We start from the raw sequence: 22,511 nt of genomic DNA on the forward strand, positions 1-22,511 counted from the left end.
ACATCGGGGCGTCCGAGACCCGAGGAAGGAACACCTGGCATGACTGCTCCCGCGAGCCCGCGGTTCCCGTTCACGGCCGTGGTCGGGCACGACGACATGCGGCTGGCGCTGCTGCTCAACGCGGTGCACCCGCGCATCGGCGGCGTGCTGGTGCGGGGGGAGAAGGGCACCGCGAAGTCGACGGTGGTGCGCGCCCTCGCATCGCTGCTGCCCGCGCTGGACGTCGTGCCCGGCTGCCGCTTCGGCTGCGAGCCGCGGCGGCCCGACCCGCAGTGCCCGGACGGGCCGCACGCCGAGGTCTCCGGGACCACCCGGCCCGCGGAACTCGTGGAACTCCCGGTCGGCGCCACCGAAGACCGGCTCGTCGGTTCCCTCGACCTCGAACGCGCGCTGACCGAAGGCGTCAGCGCCTACCAGCCCGGGCTGCTGGCCGCCGCGCACCGCGGCGTGCTCTACGTCGACGAGGTCAACCTGCTGCACGACCACCTGGTGGACCTGCTGCTGGACGCCGCCGCGATGGGGCGCGCGCACGTGGAGCGGGAAGGCGTGTCGGTGACGCATGCCGCCTCCTTCCTGCTCGTCGGCACCATGAACCCGGAAGAGGGCGAGCTGCGCCCGCAATTGCTCGACCGGTTCGGGCTGACCGTGCAGGTCGCCGCCTCCCGCGACGTCACCACCCGCACCGAAGTGGTGCGCAGGCGGCTCGCCTTCGAAGCGGACCCGGCCGGCTTCGCCGAGCAGTGGGCCGCCGAGGACGCCGCGCTCGCCCGCCGCATCGCCGACGCCCGCTCCCGCGTCGAATCGGTGCGGCTGCCCGACGCCGAACTGCGCCGGATCTCCGCGCTGTGCGCCGCTTTCGACGTGGACGGGATGCGCGCCGATCTGGTGCTCGCCCGCACCGCCGTGGCGCACGCCGCGTGGCGCGGCGCCGACGAGGTCGCCGAGGCCGATGTCGAAGCCGCGGCCCGGCTCGCGTTGCCGCACCGGCGCCGCCGCGACCCGTTCGACGAGCCCGGCGTCGAAGAGGACCAGTTGCAGCAGGCCCTCGAAGACGCCGCCCAGCACGCCGAGCAGGAACCCGCGGACGGCCAGGACTCCGGCGCGGACCAGGACTCCGGTGAGGAACCGCCGGACGGCCCCGACGACGGCCCCGGCGGAGGCGGCGGTGGCGCGCCCGACGGCGGACCGGACGACGGCCCCGACGGGCCCGGCGGCGGCGAAGCCCCCACCCCGCCGGACTCGCCCGCGCCGAACGGCGACGGCGGCTCCCGGCGCGAGGACGGCCCCGGCCAGGCCCCCGCGAACAAGCCCCCGGCCGCGCCCGCACCCGCGTTCCGCGCCCGGCTGCTCGAAGTCCCCGGCGTCGGCGAAGGCGCCCCCGGGCGGCGGTCCCGCGCCCGCTCCCGCAGCGGCCAGACCGTTCGATCATCCACAGTGGACGGTCATGGCGTGCACCTGCCCGCCACCTTGATCGCCGCCGCCCCGCACCAGCGCTCCCGCGGCCGCACCGGTCCCGGACTCGTGCTGCACCGCGACGACGTGCGGCGCTCCGTCCGCGAAGGACGCGAAGGCAACCTCGTCCTGTTCGCCGTCGACGCCTCCGGCTCGATGGCGGCCCGCGAACGGATGTCCGCCGTCAGCGGCGCCGTGCTCTCCCTGCTGCGCGACGCCTACCAGCGCCGCGACAAGGTCGGCGTCATCACCTTCCGCGGCGACCAGGCCGAACTCGCGCTGCCGCCCACCTCCTCCGTCGAGATCGCCGCCACCCGGATGCGCGACCTGCGCACCGGCGGCCGCACCCCGCTCGCCACCGGCCTGCTCAAGGTCCACCAGGTCATCGGCACCGAACGCACCCGCGACCCGCGCAGGCGCCCGCTCCTCGTGCTGCTCACCGACGGGAAGGCCACCGTTCCCGCCACGGACGGCGGGACCGGGCGGGTCCGCGCGCAACGCGCGGTGCAGGACTCGATGCGCGCGGCCGGGCTGCTCGGCGGGCTCGGCGTCGCCTCCGTCGTCGTCGACTGCGAGCAGGGCGTCGTGCGGCTCGGCCTCGCCGCCAAGGTCGCGACCGCGCTCGGCGGAGCCTGCCTGCGGCTCGACGAACTCTCCGCCGACGCCGTCGCCGGAGTCGTCCGCGCCGCCCGCGGTGTCGAGGCCCGCGTCGCTTGATTCCGATTCGATTACGACACACGTCAATCGGAGTAGGAATATCCCGGCGTAGTTGGTAAGGTGTTCTTCGTCCACCTGACCCCCAGGGGTGGACCACGAAGCGCCCTCGCGCTCCCGATGACCCCCAGGTCGGTCGAGCGCGGGGGCGCTTTCTATTGCTTGGCGGGTGTGGTCGTTTTGCTTGCGGGTCGGGTGGCGGAACCTCAGCGCCCTCCTCGCTGCGGGATCGATTTCACAGGTGGCTCCGCCACATGAGAAATCGCTGTCCTCGCGAGGAGAACGCTGAGAACCCGCTGCGGTGCCGGGTGGTCTGGTGGTCGGCGGGTCAGCGGCTTCGCCGCTGAGAGGATCAACTGATCGACTGATCAACTGATCTGCTGAGCTGTTCCGGTTGTCGGGTGGTGAGGTCTGCGACAGCGGGGTGGGGGGTTCGCGGAGGTGGCTTAGGGTCTGGGGTCATGCCTCAGGGAAAGCCGAACGTCGTTCCGCAGGACGGTCTCACCACGCGGCAGCGCCGCAACCGCCCGCTGCTGCTCGTGCACACCGGGGAGATGAAGGGCAAGTCCACCAGCGCCTTCGGGCTCGCGCTGCGCGGCTGGAACCAGGGCTGGTCCATCGGCGTGTTCCAGTTCGTGAAGTCGGCGAAGTGGAAGGTCGGCGAGGAGAGCGCGTTCCGCGCCCTCGGCAAGCTGCACGACGAGACCGGCGAAGGCGGCCCCGTCGAATGGCACAAGATGGGCGAAGGCTGGTCCTGGGCCCGCAAGCAGGGCAGCGAAGAGGACCACGCCGCCGCCGCGCTCGAAGGCTGGCGGGAGATCGCCCGCCGCCTCGCCGACGAACGGCACGGCATGTACGTCCTCGACGAGTTCACCTACCCGCTGCACTGGGGCTGGATCGACGTCGCCGAGGTCGTCCGGACCCTCCGCGACCGGCCCGGCCACCAGCACGTCGTGATCACCGGCCGCAACGCGCCGCAGGAACTCGTCGACGCCGCCGACCTGGTGCTGGAGACCACCAAGGTCAAGCACCCGATGGACGCCGGGCAGAAGGGCCAGAAGGGCATCGAATGGTGAGCCCGCGCGTCGTCATCGCCGCGCCCGGCTCCGGGCAGGGCAAGACGACGGTCGCGACCGGGTTGCTCGGCGCGCTGCGCCGCCGGTCGCTGCGGGTCGCTCCGTTCAAGGTCGGCCCCGACTACATCGACCCCGGCTACCACCACGTCGCCTCCGGGCTGCCCGGGCGGAACCTGGATCCGGTGCTGGTGGGGGAGGAGCGGATCGCGCCGCTGTTCCGGCACGGCAGCGCGGGCGCCGACCTGGCCGTCGCCGAAGGCGTGATGGGCCTGTTCGACGGCAAGATCGACGGACCGGGGCCGGGCGACGAACCGGCCTTCGGCTCCACCGCGCACGTCGCCGGACTGCTGCGCGCCCCCGTGGTGCTCGTCGTCGACGCCCAAGGGCAGTCGCAGAGCATCGCCGCGCTGCTGCACGGGTTCCGCAGCTTCCAGCCCGGAGTGCGGCTGGCGGGCGTGATCCTCAACCGGGTCGGCTCGCCGCGCCACGAACAGGTGCTGCGGGACGCCGCGGACTCCGTCGGGCTGCCCGTGCTCGGCGCGCTCGGCCGCACCGGCGGGCTCAGCGTCCCGTCCCGGCACCTCGGGCTCGTCACCGCCGCCGAGCACGGTGGCGCGGCCACCGACGCCGTCGAAGCCATGTCGGACGCCGTCGAAGCCGGGGTCGACCTGGACGCGGTGGTGGCGCTCGCGCGCAGCGCACCCGCGCTGGACGGGCCCGCCTGGGACGCCGCCGCCGAAGTGGCACCCGCCCCGGGCCGCCCGGTGATCGCCGTGGCCGGTGGGCCCGCGTTCACCTTCGCCTACACCGAGCACGTCGAACTGCTCGCCGCCGCCGGAGCCGAGGTCGCGGTGCTCGACCCGCTGCGCGACGAGGCGCTGCCGGACGGCACCCGCGGACTCGTGCTGCCCGGCGGATTCCCCGAACAGCACGCCGCGGCGCTGTCCGCGAACACCGCGCTGCGCGCCGAGATCACCCGGTTCGCGGCCACCGGCGCCCCGATCCACGCCGAGTGCGGCGGGCTGCTGTACCTCGCCGAAGAGCTCGACGGGCATCCGCTGTGCGGGGTGATCCCGGCGCGCGCGGAGATGTCGCCGCGGCTGACCCTCGGCTACCGGGACGCCGTCGCCGCCACCGACTCCGCGCTGTCCGCGGCCGGAACCCGGTTCACCGGCCACGAATTCCACCGCACCCGGCTCGAACCGGGCAGCGGCGCGCAGCCCGCCTGGTACTGGCGGGACGGCGCGGCCGTCGCGGAAGGATTCGTGCGGGACGGGCTGCACGCCTCCTACCTGCACACCCATCCGGCCGGTGCGCCGGAGGCCGTGTCGCGGTTCGTGACCCGCTGTTCCCGGATGGTGACGCGCGGTGCGGGTACGGCCGTGTAGGCCGCCGCGATCAACAGGTACGGTCGTCACCTGTGCGGCCACGGTGGGCGACGGGCTGCCGGTGCCGACGGGCCGGCCGACCCCCGCCCCACCTGGCCATCCAGCCGGTGCCCCCTCCTCCTCGGTCTGGTCCGATGTGGACGGTTCGGCGCGGCGAGCCGTACCGGTGACGCGGAAGAGGAGAGCGAACAGTGAGTGGCCGGATCTCGTTCATCGGCGCTGGACCCGGCGCCGCGGACCTCATCACGGTCCGCGCCGCGCGACGCATCGCGGAAGCCGACGTCGTGGTGTGGTCCGCCAGCGTGCTCGCCCCCGAATGCGTGCGGGAGCACGCGAGCGCCGACGCGGAACTGCTCGACTCCTCCCAGCTCACCCACGAGCAGGCGGTCGAGGTGTACCGCCGCGCGGAGCGGGACGCGCTGCGCGTCGTGCGGCTGCACTCCGGTGACCCGGCGCTGTGGGGCTCGGTGCAGGACCAGCACGACGCCTGCGCCAAGATGGAACTGGACGTGGAGATCGTGCCCGGCGTCAACGGCTTCTCCGCCGCCGCGGCCGCCGTCGGCCGGGAGCTGACCACCGCGGAAACCGCGCGATCGGTGTTGGTCACCCGCCTCGGCGCCGGGAACCCGGACGCCGAGCAGGTGCGCGAACTGGCGCGGCACCAGGCGACGATGGCGGTGACGCTGCCCGCGTCCCGCGCCGCGCAGCTCGTGGAGGAACTGCGCGCCGGTGGCTGCGCCGAGGACGTGCCTGTGCTCGTCGCCTACAAGGTGAGCTGGCCGGACGAGGTGCTGCTGAGCACCACCGTCGGCGAACTGGAGCAGGCGGTGAAGCAGCGCAAGCTGTGGGGCACCGCGCTGTTCCTCGTCGGCAAGGCGCTCGGCACGAGCGGCCGATCCCGCGGCTACGGCGACACCGGCTACCGCCGGACCGAGTCCACCGGGCGCCGCCGCGGCTACCGGTCGGCGCGGCGTCCCGAAGCCGACCGCACCGGCTCCGACCAGGAGGACGCCCCCGGCTCCCGCGCCGCGTTCCAGGTCGGCACCGGCCCCGCCGCCGCCCGGCCCGCCCCCGCTCCCGCGCCCGCGGCCGAACCGGCGGCGCCCGCGGACCCGATCTCCGGCCGGGGTTCCGACGGCGCGACCGCGGTGCCGAACATCGCCTGGTGGGCGGTGCGGGAGTGGCAGGAAGCCGCCCGCGGTGCCGCCCGGGCGCAGACCCGGCAGCGGCGCACCGAGGACCCGGGGCAGTCGGAGCTGTTCGGCGAAGCACCGGAAACCGGGGCGGCGTTAGGCCCGGACGCGGCCGACGAACCGTCGAGCACCGCGCAGGACCCGGTGGACCCGGACACGACCGCTGGCGGGACGGCCCCCGAAGGGTCCGAAGTGGACGAAACGGCGCGGCCCGCGCTCTCGGTCGTCCGCGACTCCGGCGCCGAGGACGCGGTGGCGGAACGCGGCCCCGACGGTGGTGCGGCGGATCCCGGCTCGCAGCACGGCGCCACCGACGCACCGGCCGCCACCCCGGCGGACTCCGAGGCGACCGGCGAGGCGAACGGCGCTCAGGCCGGGACCGAGGACACCGCGCGCACCTCGGCCGCGGCGACCACCGGCTCCCGCGCCACCGCCAAGACCCGCAGCAAGGCGAAATCGCCCGCCAAGGCCCAGACCAAGGCCCAGACCAAGGCCCAGACCAAGGCCGCGGGCACCAGGTCTCGCGGCGCTGGCGCGAAATCGGCCAAGAACAAGGGCGACGCGTCCAGCTGAGCGCAGGCGCATCTCCAGACGTGGCAAGGTGAAACCGGGCTCGTGATCCGCGGGTCCGGCCGGTGAAGCGGCGTGGCAGGACGAGGTGGAAGACGTGACGGTCACGGTGATCGGGATCGACGGGGCGGAGCTGCCCGCGGGCGCCGCCGAGGTGCTGGGTTCGGCGCGGCTCGTGGTGGGCTCGCGCAGACACCTCGACGCGCACGCCCCGCAGCAGGCCCGTTCGCTGGACCTCGCGCAGTGGAGCCAGGCGCTGGGCGCGCTGACCTCGCTGGCCGGCGAGGAGACCGGTGTCGTGCTCGTCGACGGCGACCCGGGGTTCTTCGGCGTGCTGCGGGAACTGCGGGAGCGCGGGGTGCGCTGCGCCGTCACCCCCGCCGCGCCGGGCGCGGCCCGGCTGATGGCCCGCCTCGGCAGGCCGTGGGACTCGGTGCCGGTGGCGGCGGCGAGCGAGGACGACCTGCCGCGGGTGCTGAACCTGTGCCGGGCGCGCCCCGCCGTGCTGGTGCTGGGCGGCCCCGGCGCGGGTCCGGCGCGGCTGGCGTCCGGGTTGATCGGCTGGCGGCGCACCCTCGTCATCGGCGAGGACCTCGGCGGCGCGGACGAGAAGATCAGCACCACCACCCCGGAGGAGGCTGCGCAGCGCAGCTGGCGCCCGGACGCGGTGGTGCTGTGCGCGGCGGAACCGAAGGAGGTCGGCGCCCGCGGCTGGCTCGCCGGTGGTGAGGTGCTGCCGCCCGCGAACGGGTGGGCGCTGTCCGAGGACGAGTTCTCGCACCGCGACGGCGAGGTGACGCCCGCCGAGGTGCGCGCGGTGGCGCTGGCCGACCTGGCCGCCCGGCCCGGCGCGCTGATCTGGGACGTCGGCGCCGGTTCCGGCTCGGTCGCGGTCGAGTGCGCCCGGCTCGGCGCCGCCACGATCGCCGTCGAGTCGGACGAGACCCAGGTGGTGCGGCTGATCACCAACGCCGCCGGGCACGGCGTGGACGTGCGGGTGGTGGAGCGGGCCGCGCCGGACTCGTTGCGGGAGCTGCCGAAACCGGACGGCGTGTTCGTCGGCGGCGGTGGCCCGGACGTGGTCGCGGCCTGCGCGCACGCGGGCGCGGCGCGGATCGTGGTGGAGCTGACCGAGCTGGAGCGGGTCGGCCCGACCCGGGAGGCGCTGCGCACCGCGGGCTACGAGGTCCGCGGCGTGCAGCTGGCCGCGAGCAGGCTGGTGGAGCTCGCCGACGGCGGGTCGAAGCTGGAGCCCACGGCGCCGGTGGTGCTGGTGTCCGGGCGCCGGAAATCCGACTCGTGATCGGTCTGTTCCCGCACACCCCGCAGGAACGCCGCACCGCGACCGAACTCGCCGCCCGGTGGGGGCCGGACGCGGTGCTGGTCGACGGCGGGCCCGGCCCGGCGCTGCGCCGCACCTGGTCCTCGCTGGACGCGGTGGTGCTGTTCCTTCCGGTCGGCGCGGCGGTGCGGCTGATCGCGCCGCTGCTGGGCGCGGAGCGCACCGACCCGGAGGTGGTGTGCGTCGACGACCACTTCGCCGTCACCGTCTCCGGCGGTTCGCGGGCGATCGCGGTGCAGGTCGCGGAAGTGCTGGAGCGCACCCCGGTGGTCACCACCGGTGCCGCGGTCACCGAGCTGGACGAGCTCGTGGACCACCTGGGGGCCACTGTGGACGGTGACCTCGCCGGGTGCGCGCAGGCGATCGCGGCCGAGGAACCGGTGCTGCTGGCGAACCCGCGCGGGTTCGCGCTGCCCGCGCTGCCCGCGACCGTGTCCCCGGACTGCGGCGAACCGTCCTGGACGGTGCTGCTCGACGACCGGCGGCCCACCGGGGAGCTCGGCGACCGCGTCGTGCGGCTCATCCCGCGGACGCTGCTGGTGGGCGTCGGTTCGATGAGCGGTGTGTCGCGGACCGCGGTGACCGAGCTGATGTCCCGGCTGGACCGGGAGCACGGGTTCGACCCGCGCGCGATCGGCGCGTTCGCCACGGTGGAGGCGAAGGCGGCGGAGCAGGGAGTCCTGGACGCCGTGGAAGACCTCGGCTTCTGGTACGCCGAGGACGGCGCCGAACCGCCGCTGTTCGCCTACCCGGCGGCGGAGCTCGCCGAGGTCGACGTGCCGAACCCGAGCGAACGGGCCCGGGCGGAGACCGGTACCGCGTCCGTCGCGGAAGCCGCCGCGCTGCGCGTCGCCCACGAGTTCGCCGCGCGGACCGCCGACGACGTCGAGCTGGTCGTGCCGAAGCAGGCGGGCGACGGCGTCACCGTCGCGGCCGCCCGGCTCCGGCCGCGCGGCGAGGTCACCGTCGTCGGCATCGGCCCCGGCCCGGAGGACCTGCGCACCCCGCTCGGGAACACCACCATCCGCCGCGCCGCCGCGGTCGTCGGCGACGCCGCGGTGATGGCGTTGGTCGGCGATCTGGTGCACCCGGGCGCGATCACCCGCACCGTCGAGTCCGCCGCGGAAGGCGCGCTCGCGGTCGCCGAACTGGCCACCGGAGGTCGCTCCGCGGTGTTCGTCGGCTCGGGGGACGCCACGCCGGAACGCGCGGCCGTCCAAGCCGAACCGGCCTGCCGCGCCGTGCGCGTCGCCGACGTTCCCGGCGTCCGGGGCTGACGCCGGCGGCGATCACGCCATCAAGTGCACCCGCCGGTGCTGGCGGGCGCCGATGTCGTCCGCCGCGGTGTCGAGCAGCTTGTGGCCGAGTTCGAACAGCGCCCTGGCGAGCGCGATCTCATCTCCGATCTGCGGGACGTCCGGGTCGTCCGGGTGCCGTCGCGCGGCGCCGTGCCCGTGCAGCGCCCGGCCGTCGCCGGTGACCATCCCGACGTCCGCGGTGGTCTTCATCCCGGCTTCGATGACCTGCATGTCCAGTGTGAGCGTCCGGTTCGCGTGCATGGCCGCCTCCCTGGGTCGCCTGTCCCCAGGATGCGCCGCCGCGAACCGCGCGGCAAAGCGGTCCCGGCACCGGTTCCGCTGGTGAGAGAGGTCACCGCAGGTTTGACCTCCGTTCCGGGCCGGGTGACGATACTGCGGCCGGTCGAGGCGCCGCCGGATCGTTCGGCGGCGGACCCGGCGGCACCCCGTGGCAGGATGGTCCGGCGCCGCGCTCGGCAGGCGCCCCGCCCCGGCGGATCGGACCCGGCGACGGGTCGAGGTGACGCAGCGGCGTCCCCCGCTCAGGCCACGGCGACGGCGCCGCGGTGAACATCGACACGAACGACGGACGGCATGACCACGCACTCATCTGCGCAGCACACCTCGGGCGAACACCACTACTTCGCGGGACTCGACCTCACCGGCAAGCGGGTGGTGGTGGTCGGTGCGGGCGGCGTCGCGCAGCGGCGGGTGCCCCGGCTGATCGGCGCGGGCGCGCTGGTGGAGGTCATCTCGCCGGAGGCCACGCCCGCGGTCGAGGCGATGGCGCAGTCCGGGGAGATCACCTGGCACCGCAGGCCGTACGCGGACGGCGACCTGGACGGCGCCTGGTACGCGGTGGCGTGCGCGACGGGCCACGAGGTCAACGCGGCCGTCTCCGCCGAAGCCGACCGCCGCCGGGTGTTCTGCGTGCGCGCCGACGACGCCGCGCAGGGCACCGCCGTCACCCCGGCCGTCGCCGAGCACGGCGGGCTGCTGCTCGGGGTGCTGGCCGGGGGAGCGCACCGGCGTTCCGCCGCGGTGCGGGACGCGTTGGTCGGCGCGCTGCGCTCCGGCGTCGTGGACGAGCACGCGGAACGGCCCGCGGCGGGCGTCGCGCTCGTCGGCGGCGGACCGGGCGCCCCGGACCTGATCACGGTGCGCGGCAGGCAGCTGCTCGGCCAGGCCGACGTGGTGATCACCGACCGGCTGGCGCCGCGCGAACTGCTGGAGGAGCTCGGCCCGCACGTGGAGGTCGTGGACGCCTCGAAGATCCCGTACGGCCGCGCCGCCAACCAGGACGTGATCAACGAGCTGCTGGTGGAGCATGCGCGCGCCGGGAAGTTCGTGGTGCGCCTCAAGGGCGGCGACCCGTACCTGTTCGGCCGCGGCTACGAGGAACTGCTGGCCTGCGTGGCGGCCGGGGTGCCGGTCACCTCGGTCCCCGGCATCACCAGCGCGTTCTCCGTGCCCGCCGCGGCCGACGTGCCGGTCACGCACCGCGGGGTGGCGCACGAGGTCGTGGTGGTCTCCGGGCACGTCGGCCCGCACGACGAGACCTCGCTGGTGGACTGGCCCGCGCTGGCGCGGCTCCGCGGCACGCTGGTGCTGATGATGGCGGTCAAGCGCATCGGCGAGTTCGCGGCGGTGCTGGTCGAGCACGGCCGCGACCCGGAGTCGCCGGTCGCGATCGTGCAGGAGGGCACCACCCGCACCCAGCGGACGGTGCGCACCACGCTCGCCGCGGCCGCCGACGCGGTCCGCACCCACGAGATCGCGCCGCCCGCGGTGATCATCGTCGGCCCGGTCGCCGACCTCACCCCGCCGGAACGCCGCTGAGACGCGAACGCCGCCGACGCGCGGAGGTCGTCGACGCCGGAAGGCTGCTGATGTCCGAAGGTCGTTGACGCCCGAGGGCCGCTGACGTCCCGACACCGCCGACGCCCGAGGGCCGCTGACGTCCGAGGGCCGCCGACGCCCCGACGCCGCCGACGCCCGAAGGCCGCTGACCGCAGGCGAACGGCCCACCCACCCGGTACCGCCGGGCAGGTGGGCCGTTCATGCGCGGATCAGCTCTCGTCGGGGGCGCCGCCGAAGCGGGCCCGATAGCTCTCCAGGTCGTCCTCGGTGACCTTCGCGAACAGCACCGGCGGGATGGTGAAGTCGGTGCCCGCCGGGACGAGCTCGAAGGACCGCGCCTCCTCCACCGACACCCAGCTGCGCTGCGGGTCGTCGGAGGCGAACGCCGCGCGCATCGCCTTCGCCGCGCCCGGGATCAGCGGCTCGGACACCACCGCGTACAGGTAGATCAGGTTCATCGCGGTGCGCAGCGTCAGCGCGGCCGCGTCCTGGTCGGTGCGGATCTGGATCCAGGGCGCCTTCTCCTCCAGATAGGAGTTGCCCGCGCTCCACATCGACCGCAGCGCCTGGGCGGCCTTGCGGAACTGCTTGGCCTCCAGGTGGGTCTGGTAGTCGACGAGCAGCCCGCCGATCTCCGCGGCGAGCCGCTGCTCCGGTTCCCCGGCCGCGTCCCCGGCGGGCACCTGGTCGCCGAACCGCTTGCGGGAGAACGACAACACCCGGTTCACGAAGTTGCCGAGGGTGTCGGCGAGGTCCTTGTTCACCACCGAGGCGAACAGCTCCCAGGAGAACGAGGAGTCGTCGGACTCCGGCGCGCTCGCGATGAGGAAGTAGCGCCAGTAGTCGGCGGGCAGCAGCTCCAGCGCCTGGTCGGTGAAGATCCCGCGCTGGTCGCTGGTGGAGAACTTCCCGCCGTAGTAGGTCAGCCAGTTGAACGACTGGACGAAGTCGACCATCTTCCACGGCTCGCGGGTGCCCAGCTCGGTCGCCGGGAACATGACGGTGTGGAACGGGACGTTGTCCTTGGCCATGAACTCGGTGTAGGTGACGTCCTCGGCCTCGTACCACCAGGACTTCCAGTCCCGCTCGGCCGGCGCGAGGTCCGACCACTCCTTGGTGGCGCCGATGTAGCCGATGGGCGCGTCGAACCAGACGTAGAAGACCTTGCCCTCGGCGGCCAGCTCCGGCCAGGTGTCGGCGGGCACCGGCACGCCCCAGTCGAGGTCGCGGGTGATGGAGCGGTCCCGCAGCCCCTCGGTGATCCACTTCCGGGCGATGGAGGAGGACAGGTTCGGCCACTCGGCGCTCACCTCGTCCAGCCAGCCCTCCACCTCGTCGGTGAGCTTCGACTGGGTGAGGAACAGGTGCTTGGTCTCGCGGACCTCGAGTTCGGTGCTGCCGCTGATCGCCGACCGCGGCTCCACCAGGTCGGTGGGGTCCAGCACCCGGGTGCAGTTCTCGCACTGGTCGCCGCGGGCCTTCTCGTAGCCGCAGTGCGGGCAGGTGCCGATGATGTAGCGGTCCGGCAGGAACCGGCCGTCGGCGGCCGAGTAGACCTGCCGGATCGACTGCTGCTCGATGAAGCCGTGCTCGTGCAGCTTCCGCGCGAAGTGCTGGGTGATCTCGCGGTTCTGCTCCGAGGAGGTGCGGCCGAAGTGGTCGAAGGACAGCTGGAAACCGCGGTAGATCTCGGCCTGCGCCCGGTGCTGCTGCTCGCAGAACTCCGCCACCGGCAGCCCGGCGTCGGCGGCGGCCAGCTCGGCCGGGGTGCCGTGCTCGTCGGTGGCGCAGATGTAGAGCACCTCGTGCCCCCGCTGGCGCAGGTACCGGGAGTAGACGTCGGCGGGGAGCATGGAGCCGACCATGTTGCCCAGGTGCTTGATGCCGTTGATGTACGGGAGCGCACTGGTTACCAGGTGGCGGGTCATTCGAGAATGCTCCAATAGCGTTATTTCGGTGCAGACCCCGCGGAATCCGGCCGACGCCGGCGCGCGCACAGGTGCTGACGAACACCGTTGACCAGGGAGATGCTACCGGCACGGGATCGTCGGCACGGCTCGCCCTCGCCCGGCCGGACGCGGTTCGCGAGGGGGTGTCCGGGCCGGGCGGGCGCGGTTCAGTCCCGCACGAGGAAGGACGGCGCGCCCGGCTGCCGGATCTCCCGGGCGCCCAGGTGGCCGAGGTCGGCGACGAACCGGTCGCGGGACACCGGGGGCTGCCGCCGGTCGCGGACGTGCGCGAGGTACTCGGCGTACAGCTCGTGCGCCTCCCGCTCGCCGTCCCGCAGCAGGCCGCGTTCGAACCAGTCGACGACGGTGTCGTCGGGGGTGGGGTGCTGCTCGGTCGTGGTGCCTCCTCGGCGTGCTGCGACCGTCCCGCCGGGCGGCGGCGGCCTCCTGCTCAGGTGCGGGCAGGACCGCCGGCGTCGGGCTGCGGGCACGCGCCCGGCTTCGACCGCCCGGCCCGGGCGGCTCGGTCGATGGGCCCGGAGGGATTCGCGACTGCGGCGGCTCCGCGCGGGTGGGACGTGGTCGAATGTCGCGGTGGACGAGGAGCAGCAGGACGGGCGGCGGCGCCGGGTCCGGAATCCGCAGTGGACTCGGCAGGCGATCATCGACGCGCTGCTCGGCGCGATCAACGAGGGCCAGTACTCGCCGACGGCGCGCGGCATCGCGGAGCGGGCGGGCGTGTCGGAGCGCAGCGTGTTCACGCACTTCCGGGACTTCGACGACCTCCGCACGGCCGCCGGGCAGCACCAGCGGGACCGGATCGCCGCCGAGCTGGCGCCGATCCCGGCGGAGCTGCCGCTGGCGGACCGGCTGGACCGGGTGCTGGCGCAGCGGGAGGCGGTGTTCGCGCTCATGGCTCGGGTGCGGGTGGTGGCGCTGTGGCAGAGCCCGGACGCGCCCGCGCTGGACGTCGACGACCTGCTGCGCGGCCAGCTCGCCGAGGTGTTCGCGCCGGAGCTGGCGGTCAGCGCCGATGCCGAGCGCCTGCTGGACGTGCTGGAGATCGCCTCCGGCTGGTCGCTGCGCTTCCCGCTGCAGGTCCAGCGGCGGCGCGACCCGGCCGACGTCACGGCCACCGCCCGCCACACCATGCTCGCCGTCCTCAACGCCAGGTGAACGGCCCACCTGCCCAGCCGTACTGGTCGGGTGGGCCATTCACCTGCGGTGAGCACGCCGTGTTCGTCGTCGTCAACGTGAGGTGAATGGCCCACCTGCCCGGCCACATTGGTCGAATGGGCCATTCACCTGGGATGAGTACGCGGTGTTCGTCGTCGTCGACGTGAGGTGAATGGCCCACTGGCCCAGTCGCGTTGGTCGAGTGGGCCATTCACCTGGGGTGGGCGCGCGGTGTTCGTCGTCGTCGACGTGGGGTGAGTGGCCCACTGGCCCAGTCGCATTGGTCGGGTGGGCCACTCACCTGGGGTGATTTGGATCGGTCGGGTCAGGTGGGCAGGGTTTGGAGCGCGGTCGCGGCTTCGTCCCACGGGTGCGGGGTGGCTACCAGGGTGCGGAGTGCGCGGGTCGGTTTCGGGGGCACGCCGATGGTGAGCGCGCCGCAGGCCGCACCGCCGCGCCGGTAGAGGGCCGCGGCCTTCGGCGCGGCCGGATCCGTGCCGTCGAGCACGCGCAGCCGCACCTCGTCGGGGGCGTCCAGGTCGCCGAACGCCTGCACCTTGAACCGGTACTGGTCGGACCAGAAGTACGGCACCGGGGCGAACGGGCTGCGCTCCCCGAAGCGGTCCGGCGCGAGCTCGGCCAGCAGGTTCCGCGCGGCCGCCATGCCCTGCTCGGTGGCGTTCATCCGGTGCTCCACCCGGAGGGCGCGGCCGAGCACCGGGTGCGGCCAGCGCGCCACGTCCCCCGCCGCGTAGATGCCGGGCGCGGCCGCGCAGAACTCGTCGCAGCCGACGCCGTCGGCGACGTCCAGCCCGCTGCCCGCGAGCCAGTCCACGGCCGGTCGGGAACCGATCGCGACCAGCACCGCGTCCCCGGTGATCTCCTCGCCGCCCGCCAGCCGGACTCCGACCGTGCGGCCCTCCTCGTGCACGAGACCGGTGACGGATTCGCCGAGCCGCAGGTCGACGCCGTGCGCCCGGTGCGCGGCGGCCAGCAGTGCGCCCGCCTCGGCGCCGATCGCGCGTTCCATCGGCACCTGCTCCGGCGCGACGAGCACCACCTCGTGGCCCAGCTCGCGGGCGACCGCGGCCACTTCCGCGCCGAGCACCCCGGCGCCGACGACGACCAGCCGCCGCCCGGGGACCGCCAGCGGGGCGCGCAGCGCCAGCGCGTCGTCGAGGGTGCGCAGCACGTGCGCGCCCGGTGACTGCTCCGGCAGCGCGCGGGCCGCGACACCGGTCGCGATGACCACCCCGTCGCAGTCCAGCGCGTCCGCGCCGAGCAGCACCCGGCGGTCCGCCACGTCCAGCCCGGTCGCCCGGGTGCCCAGCCGCAGGTCCAGGTCGAGCCCGGCGAGGGCGTCGGCGGCGCGCAGCCCGGTGCGGTCCGGTTCCCACGCGCCCGCGAGCACCTGCTTGGACAGCGGCGGCCGGTCGTAGGGCAGGTGCGGTTCCGCGCCGACCAGCGCGATCTCCCCGTCCCAGCCGCTGCGCCGCAGCTGTTCGGCGGCGGTGAGCCCGGCCGCGGAGGCGCCGATCACCGCGATGCGACCGGCGCTCATGCGTGGACCCGGATCACCGCTGCCGGGCACACCGCCGCGGCCTGCCGGACCGCCTCGTGCACCTCGGGCGGGGGCGCGGCGTCCAGCAGCACCACGACGCCGTCCTCGTCGCGCTGGTCGAACACCTCGGGTGCGGTCAGCACGCACTGGCCCGCGCCGCAGCAGCCGTCCTCGTCGATCGTGATCTCCATGCTCCCTCCTTACTCCTCAACGGGTTCCGGCGTCACCAGGTGACGGGCGGTTCGCGGCAGCCGTGGATGAACATGTCCCGCCGGAACCCGATGTCCCCGACCGGCACGCCGCATCCCGGGGAACCGCGCCGGCAGCACGCGCAGCGCGATCCGCGGTTCGACGCGGGCGAGGCACTGGTGCACGCCGAAGCCGAACACGAGGTGGCGGGTGTCCCCGCGGGCCCGGTCGATCACCTCCGGGCCGGGTGGGCCTCCTCGTCGTGGTCGCCCGCGGGAACGGGCCCCCGGCCCGCAGCAACCGCCCGCCGATCTCGACGTCGGCGACGACGGCCCGGCGCGGCCCGGTGCGCACGATGCCGTGCACGTGCCGCAGTTCTTCGACGGTGCCCGGCAGCGGCGCGGGGTCGGTGCGCAGCCGGTCGGCGGGCCGGCTCAGCAGATCCGCACGTCCTCCCGCTCCCCGTCGGAGAGGAACCGGGCGAGCCGCCGGGCCTCGTCGGCGACCTCGGCGCGCTCCGCTCGGGTGAAGCGGCGCAGCGGCTCGACCCGCAGCGCCGCCGGATCGGCCCGCCAGGTGCCCGCGACCCGGCCGTCCACCAGCACCAGCCGCTCGCCCGCGACGGACAGGCCGCGGTGCTCGTCCGCCACGATCCGGCTCCGGTCCTGGTAGCCGAGGACCGCGTTGTCGAACGCGGGCAGGAACCGCACCGGCGCGGGCACGTCCGGATCGGGGCGCGGCGCGTCCGGCAGGTCGAGCAGTTCCCGGCCGCGCTCGTCGCGGAACGACACCAGTTCCTCCCGCAGCTCGGCCACCGCGCCCGGCAGTCCGGCGAGCCCGCACCAGGCGCGCACGTCGGCGGTCGCCGCCGGGCCGTGCGCGGCCAGGTGGCGGCGCACCAGCTCCCGGCCCACCGGATCGGAGCCGGGCGGGGCCTGCGGATCGGCCTCGTGGCCCAGCCAGTCCGCGAGCGGCACCACCCGCACCCCGCCGCTGCTGCGCCACAGCCCGCGCGGCGGCAGCTGCACGGTCGGGACCAGCGCCGCCACCAGCACTTCGCCCAGCGCTCGCCGGGACGGGCCGGGCCACCGGTCGGTGAGCTCCGCGGCGAGCTCGGCCATCGTCCGCGGCTCGCCGTCGGCGAGCACCGCCCGGCCCGCGGCCGCCAGCTCGTCCAGGTCGATCCCGGCGAAGTCGCGGCGGTAGGCCGAGAGCCCGCGCTGCCGCAGCATCGCGTCGTGCCGCGACCGCCAGGCGAGCGCGTCCTCGGCGGTGAGCAGGTGCACGGTGCGGCGCATCAGGTGCGCGCGCACCAGCCGCCGCCGCACCAGCAGGTCCGAGAGCTCCGCCGGGTCGAAGTCGCGCAGCCGCGCGAACAATCCGGCGAACGGGGCCTGCGGTTCCTGCGCCTGCATCCCGCACAGGTGCGCCACCGCCGCCGCCACCGGCAGGTCGGCGCGGTCCAGCAGCAGCTGCCGGGCGAGCGCCGCGCGGTTGAGCGCGCGGGTCCCGAGAACGGTCATCCCAGTCCTGTTCGTGGCCGGGCCGGCACCCGCCCGGGAGCGGGCGCCGGCGGGGTGATCAGAATCCGCGGCGGCCGTCGATGGATTCGCGCAGGATGTCGGCGTGCCCGGCGTGCTGCGCGGTCTCGGCGATCACGTGCATCAGCACCCGGCGGGCGCTGCGCACCTCGCCCGGCGGGTTCCACGGCACCTCCGGCAGCGGGTGCGCGACGTTCAGGTCGGGCAGCGAGGACACGACCTCCGCGGTCCGCGCGGCGACCTCCGCGTAGCGGGCGAGGATGCCGGCGAGGGTGTCCTCGGGCTGCATCCGGAACTCCTCCCGGAACTCGATCATGCGCTGCGGCAGCGTCGTCGCCGTGCCCGCCATGAGGTCCTCCCAGGTGACGCCGTCGGGCAGTTCGACGACCATCGCGGAGGTGCCTTCGAGGATGAAGCGCAGCCAGTTCGCCTCCACGGACGCCACGTGCTTGATCAGGCCGCCCAGGCACAGCTCGCTGGCCGTCGGTCGCAGCCCGAGCTGCTCGTCGTCCAGCCCGTCGGTGGTGGTGATCAGCGCCTTGCGGGCGGCGTCGAGCTGGGCGAGCAGGTCGGTGCGCTCGGCGTCGAGGGTGGTGGTCACGGTGGTCCTTCCGGTCGTGCTCCGTCGTTGTGGTCCCCACCTTGGCACCGGTAGCGGACAGGGTGCGTCCGCTTCTTCGGGCAGGATGGAACTCGTGCCCAAGACTTCCGCGCGACTGCTGTCGCTGCTGTCCCTGTTGCAGGCCCGCCGGGACTGGCCGGGCGCGCTGCTCGCCGAACGCCTCGACGTCAGCCCGCGCACGGTGCGCCGCGACGTGGACCGGTTGCGGGAGCTCGGCTATCCGATCGCGGCGAGCAAGGGGCCGGACGGCGGCTACCGGCTGGGTGCGGGCAGCGAGCTGCCGCCGCTGCTGTTCGACGACGACCAGGCCGTGGCGCTCACCCTGGCGCTCCAGCTCGCCACCACCTCGGGGGCCGGGGTGGAGGAGGCGGCGGAGCGGGCGCTGCACACGATCCGGCAGGTGCTGCCCGCGCGGCTGCGGCACCGGGTGGACACGCTCCAGGTGACCGCGGTGGCGCCGCCGGAGGCGCGGGTGCGGGTGGAGCGCGGGGTGCTGGTGGCGCTGGGCGCGGCGGTGCACGCCCGGGAGGAGCTGCGCTTCGACTACTCGCACCCGAGGCGGGAGGGGCCGCCGCGGCGGGTGCAGCCGCACCACCTGATCACCTGGGGCGGGCGCTGGTACCTGGTGGCGTGGGACCTGGACCGGGCCGACTGGCGCACCTTCCGCGCCGACCGCATCGCGCCCCGCACGCCGACCGGGCCGCGGTTCACCCCGCGCGAGGTGCCCGGGGGCGACGTGGCGCGGTTCATCACCGAGAAGTTCCGGGGCGCCGAGGGCTGGCCGTGCCGCGGCGAGGTGGTGGTGCACCGGCCCGCGGAGGAGGTCGCCGAGTTCCTGTCCGACGACCTGGTGGAGCCGCTGGACGAGGGCCGGTGCCGGTTGCTGGCCGGTTCGTGGTCGTGGGCGGGGCTGGCGGCCGCGATCGGCCGGTTCGGCGTGGACTTCGAGGTGGTCGGGCCGCCGGAGCTGCGCGCCGCGGTCGCCGACCTGGGCCGCCGCTGCGCGGCGGCGATCGACTAGCCACCGACCTGCTTCCCGGGGCGTGGCACGACGCGGTGGTACTCGACGGTGGGCCCGGAACTCGCCGCGCGGCCGAGCGCGGTGCTCGCCCGGGCGCCTGGTGGACCGGTGTGGTCGGGCGGGTCGGGCCGTTCACCCGGTGATGCAGGAGGGTGGGGGCGGACGACGGGGCGAGGAGGGCGCGCGGTGGGCATCGTGTTGATCACCGGGGGGAACAAGGGGCTCGGGTACGAGGTGGCGCGGCGGCTGCTCGCCGCGGGCCACACCGTCCACATCGGAGCCCGCGATCCGGAGCGGGGTGCGCGGGCCGCGGCCGACCTGGGCGCCCGGTCCGTGCGGCTCGACGTCACCGACGACGACTCGGTCGCCGCCGCGCTCACCGAGGTCGGGGCGGCGGAGGGGCGGCTCGACGTGCTGATCAACAACGCCGGTGTCGCCGGCACGCCCGGAGTCGACGGGATCACCGGCCCGGACGCGCTGCGCCAGTTCGACACCAACGCGGTCGGCGTCCTCCGCGTAACCCAGGCCGCGCTGCCGTGGCTGCGGCGGTCCGCGAACCCGGTGGTGGTGAACGTGTCCAGCGGGCTCGGCTCGTTCACGGCCACCGCGGACCCGGAGCGCGTCGAATCCCGGGTGCCCGCGGTGGTCTACGGGGCGACGAAGGCCGCGGTGTCCATGCTGACCGTCCAGTACGCGAAGGCGGTGCCGGAGATCCGGTTCAACGCGGTCGACCCCGGCTTCACCGCCACCGACCTCACCGCCGCCGTCGGCGGGGGCCGTCCCGTCGAGGAGAGCGCCGAGGTCGTCGTCCGGATGGCGACCACCGGGCCGGACGGGCCCACCGGCACCTTCCAGGAGCTGGACGGCGAGCTCGGCTGGTGACCCCTCCGGCCGCCGGTGGGGTCAGCGGTCGTAGCGGCCGGTCTTCACGGCGGTGAGGAACTCGGTCCACCGGAGACGAGCGGTCAGCACGTATCCGGCCGATCGGTCCTTGGTGTCGCGGACGGCGGGCCGCCCGTCCACCCGCCCCACCTCCACGCAGTTCCCGTTCGGCTGGCTGCGGGAAGAGGTGCGCCAGTGCTGCGATGTCATGCCGCCTGCTCCTTCTCATCGATGATCAGCTCGATGAATCTGATCGTCTCCTCTTGGTCCAGCGCAACCTTCTTGATCACTCGAACGGCGGAATGATAGGCCTGCACATCGTCCTCGTCGGGAACGAATGCGCCTGAGCTGTAGTGCTCGAAGTGCACCACGTCGGGTGAATCCGGGAATTCGTAGAGCACGAAGGGGCCTGCCACTCCGGGATGCCAGCCGGTGCACCGCCGGACGACCTGGATCGCGATGTTGTCGCGGCGGGCGAATTCCAGCAGGTGCTGCAACTGGTCGAGCATCGTCTCGGCATTTCCGATTCTGTCCCGAATCGCGTCCTCGCCGATCAGCGCGGTGAGGTGGACGGGCGAGCGCCTGGTGACGACTTCGCGCCGGCCCATGCGAATCGTGACCCGGCGCTCGATCTCCTGCCGGTCCATGCCGCTCGACGTGGCGATCGATCGCGCGTAATCCGCGGTCTGGAGGAGTCCCGGTAATCCCATCGGCGCCCACTCGACGATCGCCGAAGCGGACCGTTCGCATTCCACGGCTCCCGCGAGCTGCTGCGGAATTCCCGGCATGCCGACGGTGAGCCAGTTCGGTTCGCTGGCGTGCCGGGCCAGTTCGAGTAGGCGCTGCCGCTCCTTGCCGGTCACCCCGGCGGCGCCGAGCAGTCCGGCGACGTCCTCGGGTGTCGGCACTCGCCGCCCGGTCTCCCAGTGCGACACCGTGCCGTGGCTGACTCCCAGTCTGCTGCTCAATTCTCGGCCGCTGATTCCGGATTTCTCGCGCACGGATCTGATTGCGGAGGAAAGTGCGCGGGCGCGGGGGGTTATACCGCTGGTGTCTGCAGGCATGTGACAAATACTAGCCAGCGCGGAATTGTTCGATCATCACTCGAAGGTGGAATTGAGAAACGTCTATTAGACGTCGATCATGGTTGTAGGCGCAACGGGCGGAGGCGATCGGTGGCACGGGTGTTCATGGCCTCGGAGCAGGAATCGGTGTGGCACGTGGTGGAGCTGCGCACCGGTGGTCCACGGCCGATCGCCCGCTGCGGCCACGTGATCCGCGGCCGCGTGCACCGCCGTCTCGGCCGCCCGGAGCGGCCGCGCGGGATGTGCGACCCGTGCGCGTCGGACGTGAACGGCCGGGAACCGCGCCCCACGTCCGAGGCGTCCTGAGCCGTCCAGCCGACCCTCGGCACCGACCGTCCGAGGATCGGACCGGTCCGCGCCCCTGACCCCCCGACCAGGTGCGGGCCGGTTCTCGGCCGGGTCGCCTGCGCTCCTCCCCGAGCGCGGCGGCCCGGCCTGCCCCCGGCGGCGGGCGGAGCACCCCCGATGTCCGCCCGCCGCCGCGGCGAATCCCGTTGCGCGGCAGCGGATCGGCCTCAGCCCGCGGGGGCGTCGTTGACGGAGGTCTCCATCAGACCGCCGCGCCAGTCCACGGATTCGCGGAGGGCGGCGGCGATGTCGGGGGCGGTGCCGGTCAGGTCGGCGTAGGCGCGGTGCAGGTTCGCCACGATGCGCTCGGAATCGGCCCAGCCCGCGAACTCGCCCAGGTCCGCTTCCCGCGCGGCCTGCAGCGGCGGGGTTCCGGCGGCCACCCCGGCTTCCGCGAGCTCCAGGACCAGCCGGTAGTAGCGCTCGTGCGCGGCGAGCACCGCGGGCAGGTCCGCGGCCTCGATCACCGGCCCGTGCCCGGGCACCACGCGTCGCGGCTCGAACTCGGCGATCCAGTCCAGCGCCCGCGCCGCGCCCGCGGGCGAACCCATGAACACCAGCGGCGTGAGGCCGTGGAACAGCAGGTCACCGCTGAACAGGACGCGTTCCTCCGGCAGCCAGGCCACCACGTCACCGCCGGTGTGCGCGGAGTGGCCGGGATGCCGCAGCTCGACGGTGCGCCCGCCGACGTGCAGCGACAGCTCGGACCGGAAGGTCACCGACGGCACGCGCCGCACCACGTCCCCCCAGTCCGGGACGGGCGACCAGAACGGCGGGCAACCGTCGATCATCGGGTCGGCGGCGAGTGCGGCCCGCATGTGCTCGTGTCCGAACAGGACGGTCTCGGTGGGCAGCAGCGAGTTGCCGTAGGAGTGGTCGCCGTGCTCGTGGGTGTTCACCGCCCACCGGATCGGCGAATCCGGTGCGGTGCGGGCGATCGCGTCCAGGAACCGGCGGGTGCGCTGCTCGGTGGCGCAGGTATCGACGACGAGCAACCCGTCGTCCCCCGAGATCACCCCGGCGTTGTTCACCCACCAGGTCCCGTCCGGCTGCACCCACGCCCACACCCCGTCGGCGAGCGGTTCGAGGCGGGGCTGCGCGTCGTTCGTGTGCATGCGAGCAGTGTGCACCGGCGGCCCGAGTCCGTCTCGACCCGTCTCCGGGCGGGTTCGTGGGGGGAAGGCCGCAGTCATACCCGTCGCGCGCGGAGATCGGCCGACCACCCGCCGTGCGGCTCTACGCTC

The 22,511-nt window shown here is 74.4% G+C and carries 21 protein-coding genes; 11 read left to right on the forward strand and 10 right to left on the reverse strand.

Translation table 11 applies throughout. The features are described from left to right. Positions 1 to 39: 39 nt before the first annotated feature. The 6 genes from AC29IT_RS23850 (at position 40) to AC29IT_RS23875 (ending at position 9,012) form a co-directional block, all read left to right on the forward strand. The gene (locus tag AC29IT_RS23850) at positions 40 to 2,169 is read left to right on the forward strand and encodes a putative cobaltochelatase (RefSeq protein WP_488220149.1); all 2,130 of its coding nucleotides are present in this window, start codon (positions 40 to 42) and stop codon (positions 2,167 to 2,169) included. Between the two features lie 458 nt (positions 2,170 to 2,627). After that, entirely contained in the window at positions 2,628 to 3,242 is a 615-nt protein-coding gene (cobO, locus tag AC29IT_RS23855) for a cob(I)yrinic acid a,c-diamide adenosyltransferase (RefSeq protein WP_488220150.1), read from the forward strand. After that, a complete protein-coding gene (locus AC29IT_RS23860) occupies positions 3,236 to 4,630 on the forward strand; it encodes a cobyrinic acid a,c-diamide synthase CobB (RefSeq protein WP_488220151.1) in 1,395 nt (464 codons plus the stop codon). The genes cobO and AC29IT_RS23860 overlap by 7 nt, the downstream gene beginning before the upstream one ends. A 191-nt stretch (positions 4,631 to 4,821) precedes the next feature. Beyond that, complete coding sequence (locus AC29IT_RS23865) at positions 4,822 to 6,396, forward strand: cobalt-precorrin-4/precorrin-4 C(11)-methyltransferase (protein WP_488220152.1); 1,575 nt, start codon at positions 4,822 to 4,824, stop codon at positions 6,394 to 6,396. A 94-nt stretch (positions 6,397 to 6,490) separates the two neighbouring features. Further along, complete coding sequence (locus AC29IT_RS23870; RefSeq protein ID WP_358438635.1) at positions 6,491 to 7,696, forward strand: bifunctional cobalt-precorrin-7 (C(5))-methyltransferase/cobalt-precorrin-6B (C(15))-methyltransferase; 1,206 nt, start codon at positions 6,491 to 6,493, stop codon at positions 7,694 to 7,696. Next, the gene (locus tag AC29IT_RS23875; RefSeq protein ID WP_488220153.1) at positions 7,693 to 9,012 is read left to right on the forward strand and encodes a cobalamin biosynthesis protein; all 1,320 of its coding nucleotides are present in this window, start codon (positions 7,693 to 7,695) and stop codon (positions 9,010 to 9,012) included. The genes AC29IT_RS23870 and AC29IT_RS23875 overlap by 4 nt, the downstream gene beginning before the upstream one ends. Before the next feature lie 12 nt (positions 9,013 to 9,024). Here the strand turns inward: AC29IT_RS23875 and AC29IT_RS23880 are convergent, their stop codons facing one another. Continuing rightward, positions 9,025 to 9,294: a DUF1876 domain-containing protein gene (locus AC29IT_RS23880; protein WP_358438630.1), complete on the reverse strand. Its 270-nt coding sequence runs from the start codon at positions 9,292 to 9,294 to the stop codon at positions 9,025 to 9,027. A gap of 333 nt (positions 9,295 to 9,627) precedes the next feature. On the opposite strand from AC29IT_RS23880, the gene cobA reads away from it, so the two are divergent. Next, complete coding sequence (cobA, locus tag AC29IT_RS23885; protein ID WP_358438627.1) at positions 9,628 to 10,872, forward strand: uroporphyrinogen-III C-methyltransferase; 1,245 nt, start codon at positions 9,628 to 9,630, stop codon at positions 10,870 to 10,872. Positions 10,873 to 11,102: 230 nt separating this feature from the next. Here the strand turns inward: cobA and metG are convergent, their stop codons facing one another. Then, a complete protein-coding gene (metG, locus tag AC29IT_RS23890) occupies positions 11,103 to 12,821 on the reverse strand; it encodes a methionine--tRNA ligase (RefSeq protein WP_488220154.1) in 1,719 nt (572 codons plus the stop codon). A gap of 188 nt (positions 12,822 to 13,009) precedes the next feature. Continuing rightward, a complete protein-coding gene (locus tag AC29IT_RS23895; protein WP_488220155.1) occupies positions 13,010 to 13,333 on the reverse strand; it encodes a hypothetical protein in 324 nt (107 codons plus the stop codon). A 103-nt stretch (positions 13,334 to 13,436) separates the two neighbouring features. On the opposite strand from AC29IT_RS23895, the gene AC29IT_RS23900 reads away from it, so the two are divergent. Then, positions 13,437 to 14,018 (forward strand): TetR/AcrR family transcriptional regulator, encoded by a 582-nt coding sequence (locus AC29IT_RS23900; protein ID WP_488220156.1) that lies wholly within the window; start codon positions 13,437 to 13,439, stop codon positions 14,016 to 14,018. Between the two features lie 325 nt (positions 14,019 to 14,343). Here the strand turns inward: AC29IT_RS23900 and AC29IT_RS23905 are convergent, their stop codons facing one another. The 4 genes from AC29IT_RS23905 to AC29IT_RS23920 all read right to left on the reverse strand — a co-directional run bounded on the left by AC29IT_RS23905 (position 14,344) and on the right by AC29IT_RS23920 (position 17,910). Next, the gene (locus tag AC29IT_RS23905) at positions 14,344 to 15,579 is read right to left on the reverse strand and encodes an NAD(P)/FAD-dependent oxidoreductase (RefSeq protein WP_488220157.1); all 1,236 of its coding nucleotides are present in this window, start codon (positions 15,577 to 15,579) and stop codon (positions 14,344 to 14,346) included. Beyond that, positions 15,576 to 15,770 carry a ferredoxin gene (locus AC29IT_RS23910; RefSeq protein WP_488220158.1) on the reverse strand — a complete coding sequence of 65 codons (195 nt, stop codon included), beginning with the start codon at positions 15,768 to 15,770 and terminating at the stop codon, positions 15,576 to 15,578. The genes AC29IT_RS23905 and AC29IT_RS23910 overlap by 4 nt, the downstream gene beginning before the upstream one ends. A 432-nt stretch (positions 15,771 to 16,202) precedes the next feature. Continuing rightward, positions 16,203 to 17,291: a winged helix DNA-binding domain-containing protein gene (locus AC29IT_RS23915; protein ID WP_488220159.1), complete on the reverse strand. Its 1,089-nt coding sequence runs from the start codon at positions 17,289 to 17,291 to the stop codon at positions 16,203 to 16,205. A gap of 58 nt (positions 17,292 to 17,349) precedes the next feature. Beyond that, positions 17,350 to 17,910 carry a DinB family protein gene (locus tag AC29IT_RS23920; RefSeq protein WP_488220160.1) on the reverse strand — a complete coding sequence of 187 codons (561 nt, stop codon included), beginning with the start codon at positions 17,908 to 17,910 and terminating at the stop codon, positions 17,350 to 17,352. 94 nt (positions 17,911 to 18,004) lie between these two features. On the opposite strand from AC29IT_RS23920, the gene AC29IT_RS23925 reads away from it, so the two are divergent. Together AC29IT_RS23925 and AC29IT_RS23930 are read left to right on the forward strand one after the other, a co-directional pair. After that, the gene (locus AC29IT_RS23925; RefSeq protein ID WP_358438605.1) at positions 18,005 to 18,952 is read left to right on the forward strand and encodes a helix-turn-helix transcriptional regulator; all 948 of its coding nucleotides are present in this window, start codon (positions 18,005 to 18,007) and stop codon (positions 18,950 to 18,952) included. 186 nt (positions 18,953 to 19,138) lie between these two features. Next, positions 19,139 to 19,834 (forward strand): SDR family NAD(P)-dependent oxidoreductase, encoded by a 696-nt coding sequence (locus tag AC29IT_RS23930; RefSeq protein WP_488220161.1) that lies wholly within the window; start codon positions 19,139 to 19,141, stop codon positions 19,832 to 19,834. Between the two features lie 21 nt (positions 19,835 to 19,855). Here AC29IT_RS23930 and AC29IT_RS23935 read toward each other — a convergent pair whose 3' ends face one another. Both AC29IT_RS23935 and AC29IT_RS23940 read right to left on the reverse strand, forming a co-directional pair. Continuing rightward, positions 19,856 to 20,044, reverse strand: coding sequence for a DUF397 domain-containing protein (locus tag AC29IT_RS23935; protein WP_488220162.1), 189 nt, complete (start codon positions 20,042 to 20,044; stop codon positions 19,856 to 19,858). Further along, positions 20,041 to 20,898: a helix-turn-helix domain-containing protein gene (locus AC29IT_RS23940; protein ID WP_358438597.1), complete on the reverse strand. Its 858-nt coding sequence runs from the start codon at positions 20,896 to 20,898 to the stop codon at positions 20,041 to 20,043. Before AC29IT_RS23940 ends, AC29IT_RS23935 begins: the two co-directional genes overlap by 4 nt. Positions 20,899 to 21,009: 111 nt before the next feature. Here AC29IT_RS23940 and AC29IT_RS23945 point away from each other — a divergent pair, with 111 nt between their 5' ends. Next, positions 21,010 to 21,225, forward strand: a complete 216-nt coding sequence (locus tag AC29IT_RS23945) for a hypothetical protein (protein WP_358438594.1) — start codon at positions 21,010 to 21,012, stop codon at positions 21,223 to 21,225. Positions 21,226 to 21,434: 209 nt separating this feature from the next. On the opposite strand, the gene AC29IT_RS23950 is transcribed toward AC29IT_RS23945, so the two are convergent. Beyond that, a complete protein-coding gene (locus AC29IT_RS23950; RefSeq protein WP_488220163.1) occupies positions 21,435 to 22,382 on the reverse strand; it encodes an MBL fold metallo-hydrolase in 948 nt (315 codons plus the stop codon). Between the last annotated feature and the right edge of the window lie 129 nt (positions 22,383 to 22,511).

It is taken from the genome of Saccharopolyspora sp. MMCC62 (genome assembly GCF_057736575.1).